Consider the following 20967-nt stretch of genomic DNA (forward strand, 5'->3'; position numbering starts at 1 on the left):
AGTCATAAGGGATTATATACATGGACGCGTCAAAAAGCTTGCCTATCAGAAAACATACGACACTTTTAAAACGATTACCCGAGACTCGATTTGCCTCCCAATTAGATAAAGCAAAAGCAAACTGGATCGTATTTGCTGAGTACCTTTCGCCAAGTCACTTCGAAGACATTGATTTCTTCACCGGCTTTTACAACCCGATACTAGAAACGTGGAAAGTTGGCCAATATGAAGTAGCCTTGATGGCCGGAGAGTTGACTCCTCAACATGAAACGATCTTACAAAGTCTCAACCTAGATTACGCCTCGCTTAATGAAGTGCCCGATCTATCAACCCAAGGGTTGATTGTATTTGATATGGATTCAACGGCGATCCAGATAGAGTGTATTGATGAAATCGCGAAACTGGCAGGAGTAGGGGATGAGGTAGCTGAAGTCACTGAACGTGCCATGCAAGGTGAGCTGGATTTTGAGCAAAGTTTACGTCAGCGAGTTGGTAAGCTCAAAGGTGCCGATGAATCAATTCTTGAACAAGTTCGTTCCCAGTTACCATTCATGCCGGACTTTGAAGCGCTAATTGCGACGTTGAAAGCCTTGGGCTGGAAAACAGCGATTGCCTCCGGTGGTTTTACTTACTTCTCTGATTACATCAAAGATAAAGTCGACTTAGACTTTGCTCGCTCCAATCAATTAGAAATTATTGACGGCAAACTCACGGGTAAAGTACTTGGCGATGTGGTAACGGCGCAGATGAAGTCTGACATTCTAGTGGAACTGGCGGATGAATATGAAATTGAGCAGCACAACACGGTTGCTGTCGGTGATGGCGCTAATGATCTTGTGATGATGTCGGTGGCAGGATTAGGGATTGCGTATCACGCAAAACCAAAAGTGGAAGCTCAAGCGCAATCAGCGATTCGCTTTGCAGGGGTGGGCGGTGTGCTCTGTATTTTATCTGGAGCATTGGTGAAGCAGCAAAAGGTCAGCTGGAAAGCTAAACCTTAACCATCCATTCAAAAACACCGCCAGAAAGGCGGTGTTTTTTTCAATTTGGTATGACTTTGAATTTACTCGGTTAACTCCAATCTAATTACTACCTCTTCAGTAATGTCTTCAAATTCACTGTAACCAACGAGCGCCGTCAACTCTTTTTCTAACTTGCTTGCTTGATGTACACCAAATTGGGTTAAGTCACTTAAATCTTGTTGCAGTAATGATGTCATCGGATCGAAAATTGGCGCAGTAGAAAGGCGAATCACGTAAAAGTCACCCATCATTCGCGCTTTCTTTATAAATTGAATCCGCTCTTTTACGCTGTTGAACTCTTGATGAAGCTTTGACTCAATGCCTGTAATTTTATTGCCTACTTTTGCGGCGCTTATGTAGATATCCTGATGTCTGGCTTGAGCACCTTCTACACGTTTTATTGGCTCTGCGATTAATGTGCTTGTCCGGCCTTTAAAGATAGGTTCAAGTGACAACAGTTGGTCATGCCCAAGACGGGCAAAAAGTTCAATGTGTTTAGGTAGCGGCAAGTTCACCCCGATAACGGGGGTTTTTATTGAAGATGACGTACTCTTACTGATAAAAATGGGCGTGCTCAGCGTACGCGAGAGCAACATGCAGTGCAGCCTTTCAAGTAGAGCATTACTTGGTAGCGTCTCTTTTTGCGGGATTAGCTTGTCTTGATTGTGCTCGATAATGCTGTTGAAAAAAGCGATTACCTTCATGGTTTGGCTGCTTTCATCAATAACTAACTGCACGCTACAACCATCTGGGCTTACACGAATTACTCGGTATGGTACCGACATTAACGGCAATTTTTTATCGTAGAGTTGTAATTCTCGAAAGTTGATTCTTACCTCTTGCCCAGAACGTAACATCGTGGGCTCACTTAGCCTAATTCCGAGTCCTCGTTTGGAAAGGTCAACAGTACAGCCGCCTGTTTTAGTTTGTCCTGAGTACAACTCTAAAGGTGTTTTAAAACGATAACGAGGCTCTTTACGACGAGACTTTGCATCAAAATAAATGCCCTTTGGATTGCCAATAACTCTTCTCGGATGGCGAAACGCGTTTAACGTATTAGCGGGTAAGCGCGGCTTTTCAGTTAGCAGGTAATCCTGCCCTGACTTTTCGTCAGCAATTTCTTGCAAAATACCAATATGAGTCAGTGATTGAGACGTTTCTGCCAACTCTGGAGAGAATGCTGCTAGGTCTTCCTGTTCTTGCTCTGATAGTTCAAAGATTGAAATTCTAAAGGCGCGCCAACTCTCTCGTTTGCCACCTAAATGCCAAAATAGCTGGCGCTGTTCGCGAGTTGCTTCAGGGCGAAACATCGAATAGAAATAGGTTCGATTCTCGTGCTCGTGAGTAAATGAATAAAGGACATTGGTTGTTCCTTTCACACCAGGCTTAATGAGTGACGCGATGCGTTGCTCGTTGAATAAGGAACCAAACATTTGCTGGTTTCTCTCATCGTGCCAGTATTGCCAAAGCTTTTGATTGTTTGGCGTTAACATTGCTAATTTTAGGTCACTACCATCAAAGAATAGAGGCAAGCTGCTGGTGTGCTTTAGTGCGATGTGCTCATAACCGCGAGTTCGAGCTCGAATAATCTTGTCTTGATTGTCGTGACGAGCCCTTTTAGCAGCACTGTTGAGCGCTTCATCTATCACTCTGGTGACGACATTGGTATCAGTTAAGCGTATGGTTCTGAGGTATCGAACTGAGTCATTTTCGTAACAGTCATCAACCGCGAGTATGCGGTATGCAAGCGGTTTCTCTATACCTGCAACGTTAGATTTGCTGGCAAATTCAGTAAACGTGACCTGAATAATTTCCCCAAGGTTATATTTAAATGCGCTAGGGACTTTGAACTTTGCGCCAGAGCTAGATAAATCAATACTTAATCCATGAAGAAGCTGTCCTTTAGAACGGCAAATTTCAACTTGAGATTGGACTTTCAAGCGTTTTTCTTGGCGCTTTAAATCGTAGCCTAGGTGAACGGGTTCTGCTAAGAACGGGCTTTTAGGATCCGTTAACGATTGCGTTTTTTGCTGAGTAAGGCGCTTGCTCATTACGCGAAAGTTATTTCGCGTGTTGACCAATGCTTCCCACATTCCTTCCGTGTAGCAGCCAAACTTTTTGATGTTTTTATGGTAAGCGTTGAAAGCAACATCATCCAACCAATGTGGAATACCATCCAAAATATACTCGCGACATTCGCCTTGAACGCGACCTCGCAAATCAATACTTTTTTTGCATGGAGCCATTAAGCGGTTAAGTTCCATTTTAACCAAAATTTTGGCCGAAGGCGGCTCTTCCTCGGTCAGTTGGCCAAGGACAAAGTCAAAGTCATTCGTACCGTAAACGGGAATGAGTCGTTCTGCGAGCGAGAGAATTTCAGATTGCTGCATTATTTCTGTTAGAGTATGTCGTTACTTTAAATTGTATCGGCTAAGCGAAGTAATACTTAAGTATATCAATAGTTCATTTCAGTTCAGGTCTGACTTGGCTGTGCTTAGTCACATTTGTAGAAAAAATTGAGGCATCATGGCGAAAGCAAAACGAGCGTATGTTTGTAATGATTGTGGCGCGGACTTTCCCCGTTGGCAGGGGCAGTGTAACGCATGTGGTGCATGGAATACGATAACAGAAGTACGTATCGCTGCATCGCCAACCGTTGCTCGCAACGAACGCTTAAGTGGCTACGCTGGTTCCGCAACAGAAGCAACGGTTCAAACGCTATCCGAAATTGATCTGCAAGAAGTACCTCGCTTCACCAGTGGGTTTAAAGAGCTTGACCGCGTATTGGGTGGTGGTGTTGTGCCAGGTGCCGCAATTTTGATTGGTGGTAACCCTGGCGCTGGTAAATCAACCCTTCTGTTGCAAACCATGTGTAGTTTATCTGCGCAAATGCCAACGCTTTACGTAACCGGTGAAGAGTCGTTACAGCAGGTGGCAATGCGTGCTTCCCGATTAGGCTTGCCGAAAGATCATTTAAAAATGCTATCGGAAACGAACGTCGACAAAATTTGCCAAATCGCCGAAAAAGAGCAGCCTCGTATAATGGTAATAGACTCGATTCAGGTGATGCACGTTTCTGATGTTCAATCGTCGCCTGGCAGTGTTGCTCAGGTACGTGAATCTGCGACGGCTCTGACACGATACGCAAAACAGAATAATGTTGCGGTATTTATTGTTGGTCATGTAACAAAAGATGGTACCCTTGCGGGCCCCAAAGTTCTTGAACACATTATCGACTGTTCGGTACTACTCGATGGTGGAACGGATAGCCGATTCCGCACTTTGCGTAGTCATAAAAACCGTTTTGGCGCTGTGAATGAGCTTGGTGTCTTTGCAATGACAGGCCAAGGGTTGAAGGAAGTGAGTAACCCATCAGCAATCTTCCTTTCTCGTGGTGAAGAAGAAACATCAGGCTCTTCAGTCATGGTGGTTTGGGAAGGCACGCGCCCTCTACTAGTAGAGATTCAAGCGCTGGTGGATTACTCGCAGTTAGCCAACCCTCGTCGTGTTGCGGTCGGCTTGGAGCAGAACCGCCTATCACTTTTGCTCGCTGTGTTGCATAAGCATGGTGGCTTACAAATGGCAGACCAAGATGTCTTTGTTAATGTGGTTGGCGGTGTTAAGGTGACGGAGACAAGCGCTGATCTTGCTTTAGTTATGGCGCTTTTATCGAGTTTTCGTGACCGTCCACTCCCTAAAGATGTGGTGATTTTTGGTGAGGTAGGGCTTGCGGGCGAAATCCGTCCAGTGCCAAGTGGGCAAGAGCGTTTGAATGAAGCGTTCAAACATGGTTTCAAGAAAGCCATCGTGCCAGCAGCCAACATGCCGAAAGGTGGCATCCCTGGCATGCAAATTCACGGCGTTAAGAAATTGTCGGAAGCTATAGAGGCTTTTGACGAGCTGTAATGCTCATAAGAATGGTATTTGTGCAATCACAAACTGTTCTATCCGTCCTCAATAAAATGCGAATAAAGTACATAAATTGCTGTGTTTGACTATGCTTTGGGGACGGAAATTTCACGTTAAAATTTTTTTTCTTCCATCCGCACGCAAGGGTATCAGTATTGACAGAATGTGATATACTCTGCGCGCACTTTATACCTTATTAACAGAGTAAGACAATGACTGATTTATCAAAATACAGAAACATTGGTATTTTTGCTCACGTAGACGCGGGTAAAACTACCTCTACAGAGCGTATCCTAAAGCTAACTGGTAAGATCCATAAGATCGGTGACACTCACGACGGTTCAACTACTACTGACTTCATGGAGCAGGAAGCTGAGCGTGGTATCACAATCCAGTCTGCAGCAACAACTTGTTTCTGGAACGATCACCGTCTAAACATCATCGATACTCCTGGACACGTTGACTTCACTATCGAAGTTTACCGTTCTCTAAAAGTACTTGACGGTGGTATCGGTGTATTCTGTGGTTCTGGTGGTGTTGAGCCTCAGTCAGAAACTAACTGGCGTTACGCTGACGAATCACACGTATCACGTCTGATCTTCGTTAACAAACTAGACCGTATGGGCGCAGATTTCTACAAAGTTGTAGATCAAGTACAGAACGTACTAGGTGCTACACCTCTAGTTATGACTCTACCTATCGGTATCGAAGAAGATTTCGTAGGTGTTGTAGACGTACTAAGCCAACAAGCTTACGTATGGGATGAGTCTGGCCAACCAGAGAACTACGAAGTTCAAGATATTCCAGCAGACATGGTAGAAAAAGCTGCTGAATACCGTGAAATGCTAATCGAAACTGCTCTAGAGCAAGACGAAGATCTAATGATGGCTTACCTAGAAGAAGGTGAAGAGCCATCTCTAGAAGACATCAAACGTTGTATCCGTAAAGGTACTCGTGATCTAGCATTCTTCCCAACTTACTGTGGTTCAGCGTACAAGAACAAAGGTATCCAACTTATTCTTGACGCGGTAATTGATTACCTACCATCTCCAACAGAAGTTGATCCACAGCCTCTAACTGATTCAGAGACTGGTGAGCCAACTGGTGAAGTTGCGACTGTATCTGCAGACGAGCCACTACGTGCTCTTGCATTTAAGATTATGGATGACCGCTTCGGTGCTCTAACCTTTATCCGCATCTACTCTGGTAAGATGAAGAAAGGTGACACAATCCTTAACTCTGCAACTGGTAAAACAGAGCGTATCGGCCGTATGGTTGAGATGCACGCGGACGAGCGTAACGAGATCGATTCAGCACAAGCTGGTGACATCATCGCTGTAGTTGGTATGAAGAACGTTCAAACTGGTCACACTCTATGTGATCCTAAGCACGAATGTACTCTTGAGCCAATGATCTTCCCAGATCCAGTAATCTCTATCGCAGTTAAGCCTAAAGATAAAGGCGGTTCTGAGAAGATGGGCATCGCGATCGGTAAAATGGTTGCAGAAGATCCATCATTCCAAGTTGAGACTGATGAAGATTCAGGCGAAACTATCCTGAAAGGTATGGGTGAACTTCACCTAGACATCAAGGTAGATATCCTTAAGCGTACTTACGGCGTTGAGCTAGAAGTTGGTGCTCCACAGGTTGCTTACCGTGAAACTATCACTCAAGCAATCGAAGATAGCTACACGCACAAGAAACAGTCTGGTGGTTCTGGTCAGTTCGGTAAGATCGACTACCGCATCAAACCAGGTGAGCCAAACTCTGGCTTCACGTTCAAATCAACAGTTGTTGGTGGTAACGTACCTAAAGAATTCTGGCCTGCAGTTGAGAAAGGCTTTGCGTCAATGATGGAGCACGGTGTTCTAGCTGGCTTCCCTACTCTAGACGTTGAAGTTGAACTATTCGACGGTGGTTTCCACGCAGTTGACTCTTCAGCTATCGCTTACGAAATCGCAGCGAAAGGTGCATTCCGTCAGTCTATGCCTAAAGCTGGCGCGCAACTTCTTGAGCCAATCATGAAAGTTGACGTGTTCACTCCAGAAGATCACGTTGGTGACGTAATCGGTGACCTTAACCGTCGTCGTGGTATGATCAAAGACCAACAAGCAGCGTCTACTGGCGTACGTATCAAGGGTGATGTACCTCTATCAGAAATGTTTGGTTACATCGGTACTCTACGTACTATGACTTCTGGTCGTGGTCAGTTCTCTATGGAGTTCTCACACTACGCACCATGTCCAACAAACGTTGCAGAGCAAGTAATTGCTGACGTTAAAGAGCGTAACGCTAAGAAGTAATTCTTAAGTTAACTCTATAACTTGAAAGCCCCGCTTAGTGCGGGGCTTTTTGTATTTAGCAGTCTTATACGCAGAGTGTGTTTGTTTTATTCCTATTTAGCGTTTGTTTTGACGATTGTTATGATGCCGTTCTAGTACTGTTGCCTTTTAGGTCAATGGTCCTAAAGTCTGGTACCACTGACTTTTCAAATATTTCTATTTCTTCCTTCAACCATTGCGCAAACAATTGAGCTTTAGGTCTTTTTAAGTAGCCTTTTGGCGCACACAAGTAATACGCAAAGTTGGGCTTGATAGCGATATCTCCAATTCGGACCAATTTGCCAGAACGAAAATATTGATGAGCTAAACTGTGTTTTACTAATGCCACGCCTTGAAGTGATAGTGCAGCCTCAAGCACGAGATGTGATCCACTGTATTTTAAGGTAGGCTTTGCTGCGCAGTGACCCAAGGTTGCTAACCACATATTCCAATCAAGATCAGGCCAAACATCTTCAATCAGCTCAGCTTTGCTTAAATCCTCGATGTTATAGATCCCGTGCTCTTTCTGGTACACCGGATGACAAGCTGGATAAAAAGCTTCGTCCATTAGCCATTGTGATTCTAAATTGGGGTACTTTCCTAAACCGTAACGAACACATAAATCTATCTGGCTATCTTGAAAAGACACCAAATCATTGGTTGGTTCTAATAGCAAGGCGATATCAGGGTGACGCTGACGAAAAGCCGTAATTTTCGGGACTAACCAATGATGAGCGAAAGAGGGGAGTGTTGATATCGAAAGGTGGTTCGGGTTTGGATCTTGATTGACTAATCTTACCCCTTGCTGCAAATGAGCAAACCCTCTTTCTGCCTGACTAAACAGTAGCTCTCCCTCTGGTGTGAGCACGATTTTTCTGTGCTGACGAACAAATAGGTCCGTGCCTAAGAACTCTTCTAAATGACGAATTTGCTGACTAATGGCCGCTGGCGTAACAAACAGTTCTTTTGCTGCCGTTTTAAAGCTTCCTTCCTTTGCTGCAACGAAAAAGTAATACAAGCTTTGTAAGGGAGGCATTCGATCTTTCACATTAGTTTTCCTTAACTCTATGGCAGATTCTATCGCTTGAGGTTATCAGCGTAGTCGCTGATTATTAAGTGGTCAACATTGTATAGGGATCTTTGAAATGGAAAACATGACACACACTTGTGAGCGTACTATACCTACTGCCCATCAGAGCGGGTTACAGTTAATTTATTCTAAACTGGCGGCTTGGAGAAGGAACTATAAGACACGTCGTCACTTGAGAGAGTTACCAAAGCACCTTTGGGACGATATTGGATTAGGTGAAAGGGAGATTAGTTGTGAAGTGAGTAAGCCATTCTGGAGAGAGTAGTCTATGAGTTTGATTCAAGCTCAAAGTTAAGTTGCACTCCCCAATGGTGTTGAGGAGTGCAAGCAAAATTACAAGTCTTCTTCCCACACGACCAATTCATCTTTTGGCCAATTGTGGCCTATCTCATGATACTTTTGTTCGAGCACATGACGTTTAATTTTAAGCGTTGGCGTCAGTACGCCATTTTCTATACTCCAAGGTTCTTTAATCATTAACACACCTTTGATTTGCTCATGAGAGGCGAGTTCTTGATTCATCCTGGCAATAACTTTACGTGTGGTACGTGCGTATCGCTCTCGATCAAAGTTAGGGAAGTCATGTGGCACAACCAAAAGAATCGGAGCGGGTAGCCCTAAACCGATGAGACACATCATCTCTACGCGACTGTACTCGAAAAGCTTTTTCTCGATAGGAACCGGAGAGACAAATTTACCTTTGGCGGTTTTGAAGTTATCTTTTTTACGGCCTTGAATCGTTAGATAACCATCTGAGTCGATAGCGCCGATATCGCCTGTGTGTAGCCAGCCCTCTGAATCAAAAGACTCTTGGGTGGCAATATCATTTTTGTAGTAGCCAGAAAATAGCCCTTTGCCACGCACCATGATTTCATCATCGGCTGCGATTTTTAACTCAATGCCTGGCCCTGCATTACCGACACTACCAATTTTGTCAGCTCTAAATGGGTAGTTGAGCGTGCTGTAGGCAAATGATTCCGTCATCCCCCAAGCCTCTGTGATATCAAGGCCCACTGAGTGGTACCATTCCAACAGCGCTGGCGAGACAGGTGCAGAGCCACAGCCTAATACTCGAGCCTGATCTAAACCTAGACCATCTGCTAGCTTTTTCTTGATCAAAGAATTGACGAATGGGATTTTCAACAGAATATTGAGCTTCTTCTGTGGAAGTTTGTCTTGAATACGTTGCTGGAATAGCGTCCATAATCGTGGGACGGAGATAAACAGAGTTGGTCGGTGCATCTTCACATCTTCGATAAAAGTGTCCAGTGACTCTGGAAATGCTGTTGGCACGCCACCCATAATCGATGAACCGAAGATATAAACACGCTCTGTAATATGAGCGAGCGGTAAATAAGAGAACAATCGGTCGTTTTCTTGGATACCAATATGATTGATCAGTTGCTGAACAGACCAACTGAATGCGCCGTAAGTTAGCATCGCGCCTTTCGGTAACCCTGATGTGCCTGAGGTATACACCAACGACATTAGCTTGTCATCGTAATGCTGCGGACGCTCTTCACTTGGCATTGCATCTGCAATGAGCGCTTGGTATTCGTGCTTACACTTTGGTGCCGTGTCATAAGGTAGAGCGATGCTAATGAGTTCAGGCATAGCATCAATGACTTGCTGAGTTGCTTTGGGATCATCGAGTTTTCCGCCAATGATCGCTTTACTTTCACTATGAGTCACACAGTATTCGATGGTATCTGCACCGGCGGTAGGAAAGATTGGCACACTGACATAGTCACCAAGCATCATAGCAAGATCGCAAATAAACCATTCTGCACAGTTTTTAGATACTAACGCAACTTTGTCGCCAGGCTTTACACCAAGCGAGCGTAGTGCGCTGACAAGTTTTAAGGCTTGATCTGCAACATCAGAGAATGTGTACTCAACAAACTGTCGGTTAATAATTTGTTTTAGGTAGACCTCATTTGGACGCTCTTGAGCCCATTTGAGGATCATTTCATTTGGTGGTGGGAGAGCGCAACCAGCAGCGCTATTTAGATTCGGCTGATTCATTTTAAGTGACTCCATGTCTTCTCATTGTATTTATAATTGTTAACGCATTGTTAACTTTAGCATGTTAAATCGCGACACGGGAATGCATTTTGATGAAATATGTGGGGAAGATAGCGTTAGTTATGGTTGAAGTCGGAGCGACTCGATCTAAAAAGCAATGTGATTGATGCTACGCAAAAGAGAACAGGCTTTTCAGCTGTTATGTCATACCGACTTCATACTAAGAGCACAGGTAAGCAATTTATTTTATTAATAATATTGCGAAAACATAGAATCTATCCTAATTATTTATTAACTAGTGGCTTAGTGTTGAAGATAAGTATAAATGTCTCCTAATTTCTTCAAAGCGCCAAACTTAAAGGTATGTCGTGGTTTTGAAGTAGCTATACTAATCTTACTTTGGAAAGTTAGGAGCTTCACCTCAAGCTATTGCCTGAGATTACTTGGGTACGATCATCAGCAAAAGGAAAGATGTGATGTTACGGAAGACTTTACTGGGTACCTATCTTTGTAGTTTATTCATTGCGGGGAATGCATATGGTGCTGAAGGAGATGATATTCCTCAGCGTGCCCAAACGGTTGGTGATGTTATTGAGCGCCCAGGCGTTCTCACACCTAAAGGTAAATGGTCATTTGATTCGTCTTTAAGCTATACACAAAACTCTTCAAACAAAGTATCTGTTGTTGGGTATACAGTCTTACCAACTCTGATTGTTGGGCGAATTGAAGTGAGTGATTCGGATAGGACTACAGTAACCGTTGGATTAACTGCTCGGTACGGTTTAACAAACGCCACAGAGTTAGAAGTTAGAGTGCCGTATGTGTATCGTAATGACCAAGTTTCTACGCGCCCCATTCAAGATGGTTCAAACAGTGAAGTAGTAAACACAACGGTGGATGGCGGAGGGCTTGGTGATGTAGAGTTCGCATTGAGGCACCAGTTTAACTTTGAGTCTGCGCCATACTGGGTAGGTGGCCTTAGAGTAAAGTCGGATACAGGACGATCGCCTTATGATGTTTCTATTGAAGATGGAAGCAACTCATTTAGTGATGTCCCTACAGGTTCGGGTTTTTGGAGTTTTGAGCCTAATTTATCTCTTATTCACCCTGTTGATCCTGCGGTCTTGTTCGCTAGTCTAAGTTATATTTATAACTTAGAGGATACTGTTACAGTTGGCGACACAAAAGCTGATGTTGAACTTGGAGACACTATTTCTCTTTCAGGGGGAATGGGGTTTGCGGTGAATCCTGATCTTTCATTCTCTTTAGGACTTAGCCATAAAACTATTTTAAAAAGCAAAGTAAATGGCAGATCGGCAGATGATGCTAAGTTGCTTCAATTAGATGCATTAACTTTTGGTATAAACTATGCCTTTAGTGAACGCTCATCTATCAATGTTAGTGCTCAAGCTGGTCTTACAGAAGATACTCCCGACTTTCAATTAACAGTACGAGTACCTTTTAATTTGTAAAATGGATATTAGGCCCTTGAGTCTTGGGCCTAATTTATCGTTAGCGCCTAGTGTTCGCATTATAAATTGATTGGATTATATTGGATAAAGTAGGTATATATTCTTAAAATGATGGTGGCCGATTGATATATCGAACTTTCTTTTGGTATGTAATCATAGATATCAGTCGTTTCTAATATCAAAGAAGCTTAACGTGACAATTTTTCAGATAAAAATGGAAATGCTCATTGAAGGTGGTTCAATAAGGCGTCTTCTAATTGTTGGTTTGCTTTGATTTCCCGTATTACCCCATTTACTTGAGCATCAATGTCTACGAGCGTGCTAAGTCCAATAATACTGTTATCTTTCGTGTTTTGAATAATATTGATAATACTTGAATTTATAAAGTCTGAACTTATTATATTAGGATTTTGAGACGAAGGCATTTTGGGTGAATCTATAGAATCATCTCCAATAATATTGCCTTCACCAAATTGTATGATGTTAACAATACCCTGGTTGAAAACATCTCCACTTTGATTTTCACTATTTGCGCTAATGTTTTTTAAATTACCATTTTCAATTACTAAGTTGGCAATATTTGTGTTCAAAATATCATCGCCATTTATAGTCGTAGTAATGCTTAATCCAATATTAATAATATACTCGTCCGTAATTTGGAAACCACCTCGATATTCTTCTAAAGATAAATTTGAAAGAGGAGTAAGTTCTTTCAGGCCAACATCTTTAGCATTCACATTAAAATGAGGTATTAGCATACAAAGCACTAACAAAAATTTATTGTAGTTCATAATGTAGGCCTTTCAGGTTGTTAAGTTCTTAAAGTTATTTAAAACAATGTTATATTAATTTTCACCGGAAACTGGGAGAGTAATGCTAAATACCCCTAAGGAATCTCTAGACACTCCTGTTTTTAATGGTGATCTTTGATATACGGTGAAATTATCATTGGTTATAAAGCTAGACCGTCCCATTTCCGCTTCGTTACGGACCAGTAACACAATTCCTTGGTAATATTTTTCAAACTCATCCAGTTTCATTATCATGGTTCCTCTAGAAGGGTCTCCTAGAATAACTGAGTGATTGTTTATACCTCTGATGACAACAAAATGCATATACCCGTCGAAATTAACGAGAGTAATCCCAGGGACGCCGACTTCTTTAATTTTCTCCAGTCCTACTTGAAAGCCGTCAGAACGTAACCCTATGGAATCCAAGTAAAACTTCATATCCAACAAAGAAAAACCTTTCTCTTTGATTTTTTCTTTATCACCTTTTTCAAACATGCTTTTGAAGATATCTTGTTCAGATGACTCTGTTGCATAATGAAAAGTGAGAAGAGAAGCCAGGGCGGCAGAGCCACAGCTGAAGTCATACTGTTGGCGAAAAACATCACCGAACACTATTTCTTTGTAGCTTTTAACAGGAACAGAGTAATGTGCTCGGTAAGGTAGCAGTTCTAATGAAATGGCTGATGCTGAATAAACGAGCATCAGCCAAATTAAGTTATTTAATACTTTCATATTGTTTACTTGAGTGTCAGGTTAACGACGGTAGAGTTCTGGATTAAAACGTTGTTTCCGCTGTTCTGAATTACGTTGGATATACCCGAACTGTCTGCGAACGCTCCACTTGATAGTATATTGTTACCACTCACGGTGTTTGACGCGACATTATCTGACGAAATACCATTGATATCTGATTCTGCATAAACCAAGTCGAGTTCAACATTTTGTCCACCTCTTGATTCATTCATGATATCCAAGCTAACTTCTCCGCCAGATAATGCAATGTCATCAGCGAGTGCAGTGCAGGCAACTATCATACTCAAAGTACAGATTGCCAAACGCATCGCTTTCTCCTACTAGTCGGTTACTCACCCCCAGTAAACACACTTGCATTAGTTGTAACAGATTGTTGTACAAGTGAATTTGAACCAGCATTCTGACCAACGGTAGTAATACCAGCTGCACCACCAAGACCACCAAGGGTGTTCATGTTTTCAACTCGAACTCGAGTATCATCCGCGTTAGTTGCATAAATAACTGATGCACCTGTAACACCACCCATTAGGCTTGAGCTCGCAACAACCATATCTGTATCCATATGGACTTGATTGAAGCTATCAACATTTGTTGAGCTCGAGTCACTTTGATAGTTACTATTGTCGTTAAAGCTGTTCGAGTTTGTTGTGCTTGAATCAGCGTAGCTACGGTTATCACTCTGGTTACGGTTGTCGCTTTGATTACGATTATCGCTGTTATCGTTAAAGCTACTGTTGATACTAGAGTCACTGTTGTCGTTGTTGCTACGTCTTACAGTAGTACTAGAGTCGCTGTTGTCGTTGTGGCTTCTATTTGTGTTAGTACTTGAATCACTACTATCACTATTTAGGCTCACATCAAGATCAGCACTGGTACTGTTGTCGTTAGCGTTAGACGTACTATTGTCGTTGTGGCTTTGAGCTGTGTTAGTGCTCGAGTTTGAGTTGTCGCTGTTGTTATTAAAGCTGTCATCAACACCAAGAGTTGCACTGTTGTCAGTGTCGCTGTTGTCGTTGAAGCTATGACCAATACCTAGTGACGCACTATTATCGCTGTTGTCGTTGAAGCTATCACCAACACCGAGAGATGCGCTATTGTCACTGTTATCATTGAAGCTGCCAGATAAACCGATATCGGTATTAGCGCTGTCAGTCCATTGCATGTTGTCGTCTCCATCATCGATCTCATTCGCGATTAGAGAGCCACTAAATAAAATTGCTGACATTGCTAAAGCAAGCCCTGTTTTGTTTAGAGTCATAACGATTACTCCATTTCCTGTTATTCCTGATTAAAAATGACTGCACTTAACTTCTTGCTGCTTCCTTCAAATGTTGTGGGAAGCGATGAAATTATAAGAAAGGATCAGTGAAAGCTGTTCTCATTATTGAGAATGATTCAGGCTGGAAGGGAGTATTTAGGTGCGTCTCTTTAAGGTGTTAAAGAAAAAAATAACATAATCATAATGTTATTTTTTGTATTTACTTTAAGTACTCATCAAGTATGAAATGAAGCCAATATAAAGAAGTAATTCGTTCTATTGCACTGAGCGGAGCAGTCATCCATTTTTTATAAATGGTATTTTATCCAATTATTATCTTTATTATTTAATATTATAAATCATATCCTTATGCTAACACAGGTTGAAAAGTATGGATAAAAACACAACAGGTTCATACTTTTTAAGTCTTTTTCGGTGCTGAAAAGCAATGCGATATCATTCTGAAGTGCTATATTTTCTACTTAAAATGAAGATAAATTCTCTTTGCTATCCCCAATTAATTTTCTAACGGGGGTTGGTGAAACAGGTAAGTTAATGTGGTGGGACTATGGAAAAGAAGCACTTGATACTGCTAGCTGAGAGTAATTTACAAAGTAACTTAATAAAAAAACAACTATCTTCCATTCATGATGTCGATGTAAAGATAATGCAACCAGATGAAGTGGTGTTCAGAAGTCACTCACTCAGTATCGATTTGATGTTTATTGATTACGATTTTATGCGTCAGCTTGAAGTTCAAGGAAAGTTACCAGATTTTGATCTATTTGGGTGGTCCTTTATGCTTCACAACGTCCCTTGTGAAAAAGTACAAACGGACTTACTGCATTGGAAGTTGTTAAAAGGAATTTTGCTCCGAAGTGCATCAGTGACACATATATGTGATGGCGCGGAATACGTACTGAAAGGAGGGTTGTGGCTACCAAGAATGTACCTAGAGAAGTTAGTCCTCAATTATCGGCATGCAAATTTGTCCGAAGAACAGCAGCATGATGAGTTAACATGCAGAGAAAAACAGATTCTAGAGCTACTTGTGTACGGCATTTCAAATCAACAAATTGCTTCAAGACTTTTTTTATCTGAAAGTACAGTGAAAAGCCATATATACAAGTTGTACAAAAAACTCGATGTCCATTCTCGTCATGATGCGGTTAAGTTGGTAAGAATGAACAATGGCTTAACCGAGAGAAGTTAAGTCATAATTTTGGATGCTCTTTTTATCGGGGTCTGTTCCGTTTTCGCTATCTAATCTAAGCAAGGGCACTCGTATTTGAGTGCCCGTGGTTTATCTGGATTCAATAGTTGGTGTATCAGCAGGCTAAATCATGCCCGTGACAAGGCCTGCTGCCACAAAAAACACGATCATCCATAGCACCGATAGGTTGATCTTTTTGTGTAGATAAAAACCTGCAACCACTAACGCCATGTCGATGGGAGCAACAACTGCGCTGCTAAATACTGGCTGGTAAAGTGCCGCGAGTAGCAACCCTACTACCGAGGCATTGACACCGTTGATGGCGCCGGAGACCAGCGGTTTGCCTGCCAGTGCTTGCCAGTTTTTAAGAACGCCAAGCAGTAAAAGAAACCCTGGGAGGAATACGCCAAGCGTTGCGATCAGAGCGCCTAAAATTGGCGTATCCGAAAGCTCGTAACCGATAAAAGTCGCAAAGGTGAACATTGGCCCTGGTACAGCTTGTGCAGCGGCGTAGCCTGTTAAAAATGCATCTTGGCTGAGCTGGTCGCCAACAATGTTTTGCAGAAGCGGCAGAACCACATGACCGCCACCAAACACTAAGCTACCAGCTTGGAAAAAATCACTAAACAGCCCAAGCAAAGGTAACGTATGAGCCACTAACGGTAAGCCGAGTAAAAGCACCGCAAATAGAGCCAATGGCGCGATAGACGGTTTAAACGACTCGGCTGATGGCGCGGAGTCTTTCTTCAGATATCGCATTCCGACAAAACCTGCTGCGATCAACACGAACATTTGCGTCATGATGCTTGGTGCCACCAGCAACGCAATCGCAGTCGCGACGCACAAACCCGCGGTCAGTTTACTTTGGCAGAAGTTTTTGTACATGCCCCAAGTCGCATCCGTCACGACGACGACTGCGAGCAGTTTTAGGCCGTGAACGATGTTTTGGAACACTGCGGTGTCGGTGATTTGGCTGCTCACCATCGCCAGCGCCAACATGATGACCACTGAAGGAAGCGTGAATCCGACAAATGCTGCGCATGCGCCACCTAAACCGCCACGTTTATAGCCTAAAGCAAAGCCAACTTGGCTTGAGCCCGGTCCCGGCAAAAACTGACTGAGCGTGACAATTTGCGCGTACTCGCTGTCATCAAGCCATTTCAGTTTCTCAACGAAGGTTTGGCGAAAATAACCAATATGAGCCGCAGGGCCGCCGAAGCTGAACCAACCCAGCCAGAAAAAAGTTTTGAATATGGTGAACATGTCGAGCCTGTTTATCTAAAAAGCATTGTTGCTAATTTATCGAATGCTCTAAAATGACTCAAATTGATGATTTTAATTTCATCTATGAATGAAATGGGATGAGGATGTTGGAGTGAAAGAGGACATTCAGTGGCGCAACATTGACTTGAACTTATTGGTGACGTTTTCCTACTTGTATCGCTATCGAAGCGTTAGCGTCGCGGCAGAGAAAAGTTACGTTAGCCAGTCGGCGATGAGTCATAGTTTGTCTCGTTTAAGGTTGTTGTTTGACGACCCGCTTTTTGAGCGAAAAGGGCACAAGATGGAGCCCACCGAGCACGCTCACCACATCGCGCCAACTGTGCATCACTTGTTGGATTCTATCGCCAAAGACTTGCTCACTAAGTCTGCCTTCCAACCTGAAAATTACGCGGGTGTATGTCGCATCGGGTTAACGGATTATGCCGAGTTTATCTTTGCTCCTCGGCTTTATGACGAAATACGCCAGCGCGCCCCAGAGGCGCAGATCAGTTTTATTAACGTCAATCGTAGCAACTACGTGGCATTAACTGAGCACGAAAAGCTCGATGTCATTATTGGCAGCATGCCGGTGTTGGATGACAACTTTGAGAGCTTGTACTTGTACACCGAAAAACACGTGTGCATGTGTGATAAACAGGTGTTGAAAGGGGAAACACAGCTGTCTCTGGAAGCGTTCGCGAACATCGAGCAAGCTCTGGTAAGTCCCGATGGGAGCTTAAAGACACAAGTAGACCAAAAGCTCGCAGAACATGGCTTGAGCCGCAAAGTCACCGTGGCGTCGCGCAACTTTCTCACTATTCGGCATCTATTGAAAAAGCGCGATCTCATTGCCATCGTGCCAGAAAAAATGGCGTTGGCGGAGGGCTTTTCGGACGATCTCATTACTGTTAAGCCGCCGATCGCCGTTGCGGATTTTGATATTGCCATGCTGTGGCATTCCAGCCGAAACAATGAAGACAAAGGCATTTGGCTACGCGAGTTGGTTTCTTCGACCATCACCTCTAAATGATAAACATTTGGGGCACTCATGGTGCTTAGAGTGATTTGTTGTTGAACTTCTTACTACCCGCTGAGTTATCGGCGTTACGCCGAAACAGTACTGATTGTGCAAAATGAATATCTTGGGTTAGGGGGGGATGTTCCAGATTTAATTCATAAAAGAGATTAATGGAAAAGGTATCATTGAGTTGTACCACGTAGTTTAAGCTCTGTTTGAACGTATACATGAAGAGGGAGTAAGCGTCCATCTCGGTATTTTTCCACTAGTAAGTTCACTCCCTGAGTTCCCATCAACTCAGAGTGAATACGAATTGTAGACAACGGCGGAAAGGTAAAGCGAGCAGTAGGAATATCATTCATACTAATCAGCGTAATATCCTCTGGTATCTTTAAGCCAAATTCATGGATTGCACGTACTATGCCAATCGCGATGGAGTCTGAATCAATGAATACTGCTTTCGGGAAGTCACCTTTGGCTAGCATCTCTTTCGCTAAGTTATAACCGGACAAACTAGAGCAGGCACAATAGTGTATATCATGTTCTGCGACCACGCCTTTTAGATAGCCATAGTCCAAAAACACATTTTCACGAGTGTCAGCTGCGTCGTGCTTGTCTTGACCGCCAATATAACCGATGCGGCGGTGGCCTCGTTGTACAAAGAAATCAACTACTTGCCTACTGATTCGAATAAGGTCGACATCAACGCAATCATAAGGGCAGGTTGGATCTGAAAAGTTTATGTAGCAAATGCTATCGGCTAGACGTTTAGGTAATTTATCTACTACCTTTTGGTCGACATTTCCGACTAAAAGGACACCTGTTATCTTTTTCGTTTCAACATCAATTTCACTGTTATAGCAATTGGTTAGCGTAATACCTAATTTGTCGCATTGCGTTTCAATCCCATGACGAATTGATAAGTAGTAAGGGTCATTCACCTCTGTTTCTTGTTTGTAGTTATATAAGGCTAAAAAGTGATGTTTTTGCTTAGCTTCTTTGATGCCTTTCTTCGAGCTACTGGTGCGGTACTCCAGTTTTTCTGCAATTTCCAAAATGCGGTATTTGGTTTCTTCTTTAACGCTCAACGTTGGGTCGTTGTTCAAAACCCGCGATACGGTTGCAAGTGAGACGCCTGCTTCAATGGCGATATCTTTTAGCTTTGCCATGTAAATTTCCCGTTGGCACTGCCCAAGTGTGAGCTCAATAATCTGACTATTTTAAACAGCTACTTAGATATGCACAAACCTTTAGTAAGACAGTCCTAAACACTTTAAATCATCATATCAAGCCAAATTGTTTTCATGAAATAGACTCTATTGAGTAATAAATAAAGCCGTAAACGTAAGGATTATATTGCTGTAAAAATACTGAAAAACGCGACTGGTTTGGAAACTTGCTACTTGTGGTAACTCTAGTACTTAATAGGACTCGAGCTGTTTAGAGTTTAATCAAGCAAACGTTTTATTGTTCATGTTTATGTTTTGTGTCTCCTTTTATAAACAAATCAATAGGAAAGTATTCAACTCTATTTATAATCTCCGCGCTTTTAAAAGCTGTCTAACAGTATGAAAAATTAGGAAATTATAATGAAAAAAGTATTGCCATTATTGGCTTTAGGTGCAGTGGTTGCTTCAGCATCAGTTCAAGCAAAAGGTAACTGGTATGTTGGTGCTGATTTGGTAAATTCAGATCTTAAAGTTAAAAGCTTGTCAAAAGATCTTTCTGCGACAGGTCTTAGCCTTGCTGTAGGTAAAGAGCTTCAATATTCAGAAAACTTCAAACTAGCTTTTGAAGGTGAGTACATATACTTTGGCGACTTTGAAGAAACATTTTCTTACATGGGGTGGCCGGTTAAATTTAGTGTTGATGCTTCTGCGTTCAATTTCAATGCGAAGCCTAAATACCAATTTGCAGGTACAGGCTTCTATGTTGGTGCGATTGCTGGCCTTGGTGTAATGAGTGTTTCTTATGAAGTGAAATCATCTAGCACTGTTACCGATGATGGTCGTGATGTAGGCTTTAACTACGGTGTTGAGGCTGGTTATGAGTTCGCTTCAGGTTTGGTTGTATCTGGTGGCTACCGTGCTTCTTCGGTAAGTATTGATGCCGAAAACGGTGGCAGCGAAGATTTTGATTTTGACAGCCTGTACGTTGGTGTTGATTACAAGTTTTAAGCTTGCGTAAGCAAAACATAGATACTAAAGAGGAGCCGTTAGGCTCCTTTTTTGATCAGATTATCAATCAACTCATAATGGTGATCTTGTACGCCTGCAAGGTTGCCATATTTGGGTTGGTGGCGGTCATTTTCTTTCGCGTGTTGCCAGCCAATGGTGTGACGCACAAAATGCTCTGCAAACGCGTGGGAAACTTCCAAGCAACCTGCCAGTACGGTATCAACATAACTTTGCATGATTGGGCTCTTTGCGCATGGTGGTAGTGGCTCGTCTTTTACGTAAACCCAAATGTCGTGTTCTTGGTTAAAACTCGCATCTGTTTCGATTTGATCTGGCTGCAGTTGAATACGATGATAACCTCGCTCACGGCGATCGAATTCTGCGAGCGCTTCTTTATTCACTTCGAGTAAAACGCCATTAACCTGTCCATCGCCTTGGTTCACCACTAATGGAGAGAGGCTGTAGCTGTCGTCAATCTTCCCCCAGTAGCGCACCAGTCCATGAGCAATGACGGGAATGGCTTCTCCCGTTTGTCCGGTTAACTTACGTGACGCAGAATTAATCAAACTGCCATAGCCAAATATGTACATCTTCGTTGCATCCCTTAACTGATGGTTGTGTCTCTCACCGTTTATACCTAACCCGCCTCTGAAGC

At 42.8% G+C, this 20967-nt stretch carries 18 protein-coding genes; 8 read left to right on the plus strand and 10 right to left on the minus strand.

Annotated features, from left to right (window positions below):
* Nucleotides 1-20: 20 nt before the first annotated feature.
* Nucleotides 21-1001: a phosphoserine phosphatase gene (serB, locus tag R7Q39_RS08630; protein ID WP_318075997.1), complete on the plus strand. Its 981-nt coding sequence runs from the start codon at nucleotides 21-23 to the stop codon at nucleotides 999-1001.
* A gap of 62 nt (nucleotides 1002-1063) precedes the next feature.
* Here serB and R7Q39_RS08635 read toward each other — a convergent pair whose 3' ends face one another.
* The gene (locus R7Q39_RS08635) at nucleotides 1064-3412 is read right to left on the minus strand and encodes a PilZ domain-containing protein (protein ID WP_005380143.1); all 2349 of its coding nucleotides are present in this window, start codon (nucleotides 3410-3412) and stop codon (nucleotides 1064-1066) included.
* A 136-nt stretch (nucleotides 3413-3548) separates the two neighbouring features.
* On the opposite strand from R7Q39_RS08635, the gene radA reads away from it, so the two are divergent.
* Entirely contained in the window at nucleotides 3549-4928 is a 1380-nt protein-coding gene (radA, locus tag R7Q39_RS08640) for a DNA repair protein RadA (protein WP_005386443.1), read from the plus strand.
* Between the two features lie 215 nt (nucleotides 4929-5143).
* Nucleotides 5144-7234 (plus strand): elongation factor G, encoded by a 2091-nt coding sequence (fusA, locus tag R7Q39_RS08645; RefSeq protein WP_005386444.1) that lies wholly within the window; start codon nucleotides 5144-5146, stop codon nucleotides 7232-7234.
* 118 nt (nucleotides 7235-7352) lie between these two features.
* On the opposite strand, the gene R7Q39_RS08650 is transcribed toward fusA, so the two are convergent.
* Nucleotides 7353-8300 (minus strand): LysR substrate-binding domain-containing protein, encoded by a 948-nt coding sequence (locus R7Q39_RS08650; RefSeq protein ID WP_005391685.1) that lies wholly within the window; start codon nucleotides 8298-8300, stop codon nucleotides 7353-7355.
* Nucleotides 8301-8406: 106 nt separating this feature from the next.
* Between R7Q39_RS08650 and R7Q39_RS08655 the strand changes: the two genes are divergently transcribed.
* Entirely contained in the window at nucleotides 8407-8607 is a 201-nt protein-coding gene (locus R7Q39_RS08655; protein ID WP_224721253.1) for a DUF1127 domain-containing protein, read from the plus strand.
* Between the two features lie 68 nt (nucleotides 8608-8675).
* Here the strand turns inward: R7Q39_RS08655 and R7Q39_RS08660 are convergent, their stop codons facing one another.
* Complete coding sequence (locus R7Q39_RS08660) at nucleotides 8676-10367, minus strand: AMP-binding protein (protein WP_005391687.1); 1692 nt, start codon at nucleotides 10365-10367, stop codon at nucleotides 8676-8678.
* Between the two features lie 476 nt (nucleotides 10368-10843).
* Here R7Q39_RS08660 and R7Q39_RS08665 point away from each other — a divergent pair, with 476 nt between their 5' ends.
* Nucleotides 10844-11839, plus strand: a complete 996-nt coding sequence (locus tag R7Q39_RS08665; RefSeq protein ID WP_005380160.1) for a transporter — start codon at nucleotides 10844-10846, stop codon at nucleotides 11837-11839.
* Nucleotides 11840-12063: 224 nt separating this feature from the next.
* Here R7Q39_RS08665 and R7Q39_RS08670 read toward each other — a convergent pair whose 3' ends face one another.
* From R7Q39_RS08670 to R7Q39_RS08685, 4 genes are read right to left on the minus strand one after another with little or no spacing between them, the layout of a single operon-like run.
* On the minus strand, nucleotides 12064-12630 hold the full coding sequence (locus R7Q39_RS08670; protein ID WP_005391689.1) for a hypothetical protein: 567 nt from the start codon (nucleotides 12628-12630) through the stop codon (nucleotides 12064-12066).
* A 54-nt stretch (nucleotides 12631-12684) separates the two neighbouring features.
* A complete protein-coding gene (locus R7Q39_RS08675; RefSeq protein WP_005380165.1) occupies nucleotides 12685-13362 on the minus strand; it encodes a C39 family peptidase in 678 nt (225 codons plus the stop codon).
* A gap of 5 nt (nucleotides 13363-13367) precedes the next feature.
* Nucleotides 13368-13691: a hypothetical protein gene (locus R7Q39_RS08680; protein ID WP_005380167.1), complete on the minus strand. Its 324-nt coding sequence runs from the start codon at nucleotides 13689-13691 to the stop codon at nucleotides 13368-13370.
* Between the two features lie 20 nt (nucleotides 13692-13711).
* On the minus strand, nucleotides 13712-14641 hold the full coding sequence (locus R7Q39_RS08685; RefSeq protein WP_005391691.1) for a hypothetical protein: 930 nt from the start codon (nucleotides 14639-14641) through the stop codon (nucleotides 13712-13714).
* Between the two features lie 568 nt (nucleotides 14642-15209).
* On the opposite strand from R7Q39_RS08685, the gene R7Q39_RS08690 reads away from it, so the two are divergent.
* A complete protein-coding gene (locus R7Q39_RS08690; protein ID WP_005380169.1) occupies nucleotides 15210-15854 on the plus strand; it encodes a helix-turn-helix transcriptional regulator in 645 nt (214 codons plus the stop codon).
* Nucleotides 15855-15977: 123 nt separating this feature from the next.
* Here R7Q39_RS08690 and chrA read toward each other — a convergent pair whose 3' ends face one another.
* Nucleotides 15978-17117: a chromate efflux transporter gene (chrA, locus tag R7Q39_RS08695; protein ID WP_171345831.1), complete on the minus strand. Its 1140-nt coding sequence runs from the start codon at nucleotides 17115-17117 to the stop codon at nucleotides 15978-15980.
* Nucleotides 17118-17229: 112 nt separating this feature from the next.
* Here chrA and R7Q39_RS08700 point away from each other — a divergent pair, with 112 nt between their 5' ends.
* Nucleotides 17230-18147: a LysR family transcriptional regulator gene (locus R7Q39_RS08700; protein ID WP_115386440.1), complete on the plus strand. Its 918-nt coding sequence runs from the start codon at nucleotides 17230-17232 to the stop codon at nucleotides 18145-18147.
* 170 nt (nucleotides 18148-18317) lie between these two features.
* Here R7Q39_RS08700 and ebgR read toward each other — a convergent pair whose 3' ends face one another.
* A complete protein-coding gene (ebgR, locus tag R7Q39_RS08705) occupies nucleotides 18318-19304 on the minus strand; it encodes a transcriptional regulator EbgR (RefSeq protein WP_025768213.1) in 987 nt (328 codons plus the stop codon).
* Nucleotides 19305-19724: 420 nt separating this feature from the next.
* Between ebgR and R7Q39_RS08710 the strand changes: the two genes are divergently transcribed.
* Nucleotides 19725-20312, plus strand: a complete 588-nt coding sequence (locus R7Q39_RS08710; RefSeq protein WP_017820436.1) for an outer membrane beta-barrel protein — start codon at nucleotides 19725-19727, stop codon at nucleotides 20310-20312.
* A 38-nt stretch (nucleotides 20313-20350) separates the two neighbouring features.
* On the opposite strand, the gene R7Q39_RS08715 is transcribed toward R7Q39_RS08710, so the two are convergent.
* Nucleotides 20351-20902, minus strand: coding sequence for a gamma-glutamylcyclotransferase family protein (locus R7Q39_RS08715; protein WP_042521366.1), 552 nt, complete (start codon nucleotides 20900-20902; stop codon nucleotides 20351-20353).
* Nucleotides 20903-20967 lie beyond the last annotated feature (65 nt).

It is taken from the genome of Vibrio sp. 947 (genome assembly GCF_033339115.1).
Lineage (GTDB): Bacteria > Pseudomonadota > Gammaproteobacteria > Enterobacterales > Vibrionaceae > Vibrio > Vibrio alginolyticus.

Coding starts and splice junctions, on each gene's coding strand:
- serB (WP_318075997.1), top strand. CDS start 21: ATGGACGCGTCAAAAAGCTTGCCTATCAGAAAACATACGACACTTTTA.
- R7Q39_RS08635 (WP_005380143.1), bottom strand. CDS start 3,412: ATGCAGCAATCTGAAATTCTCTCGCTCGCAGAACGACTCATTCCCGTT.
- radA (WP_005386443.1), top strand. CDS start 3,549: ATGGCGAAAGCAAAACGAGCGTATGTTTGTAATGATTGTGGCGCGGAC.
- fusA (WP_005386444.1), top strand. CDS start 5,144: ATGACTGATTTATCAAAATACAGAAACATTGGTATTTTTGCTCACGTA.
- R7Q39_RS08655 (WP_224721253.1), top strand. CDS start 8,407: ATGACACACACTTGTGAGCGTACTATACCTACTGCCCATCAGAGCGGG.
- R7Q39_RS08660 (WP_005391687.1), bottom strand. CDS start 10,367: ATGAATCAGCCGAATCTAAATAGCGCTGCTGGTTGCGCTCTCCCACCA.
- R7Q39_RS08665 (WP_005380160.1), top strand. CDS start 10,844: ATGTTACGGAAGACTTTACTGGGTACCTATCTTTGTAGTTTATTCATT.
- R7Q39_RS08670 (WP_005391689.1), bottom strand. CDS start 12,630: ATGAACTACAATAAATTTTTGTTAGTGCTTTGTATGCTAATACCTCAT.
- R7Q39_RS08675 (WP_005380165.1), bottom strand. CDS start 13,362: ATGAAAGTATTAAATAACTTAATTTGGCTGATGCTCGTTTATTCAGCA.
- R7Q39_RS08680 (WP_005380167.1), bottom strand. CDS start 13,691: ATGCGTTTGGCAATCTGTACTTTGAGTATGATAGTTGCCTGCACTGCA.
- R7Q39_RS08685 (WP_005391691.1), bottom strand. CDS start 14,641: ATGACTCTAAACAAAACAGGGCTTGCTTTAGCAATGTCAGCAATTTTA.
- R7Q39_RS08690 (WP_005380169.1), top strand. CDS start 15,210: ATGGAAAAGAAGCACTTGATACTGCTAGCTGAGAGTAATTTACAAAGT.
- chrA (WP_171345831.1), bottom strand. CDS start 17,117: ATGTTCACCATATTCAAAACTTTTTTCTGGCTGGGTTGGTTCAGCTTC.
- ebgR (WP_025768213.1), bottom strand. CDS start 19,304: ATGGCAAAGCTAAAAGATATCGCCATTGAAGCAGGCGTCTCACTTGCA.
- R7Q39_RS08710 (WP_017820436.1), top strand. CDS start 19,725: ATGAAAAAAGTATTGCCATTATTGGCTTTAGGTGCAGTGGTTGCTTCA.
- R7Q39_RS08715 (WP_042521366.1), bottom strand. CDS start 20,902: ATGTACATATTTGGCTATGGCAGTTTGATTAATTCTGCGTCACGTAAG.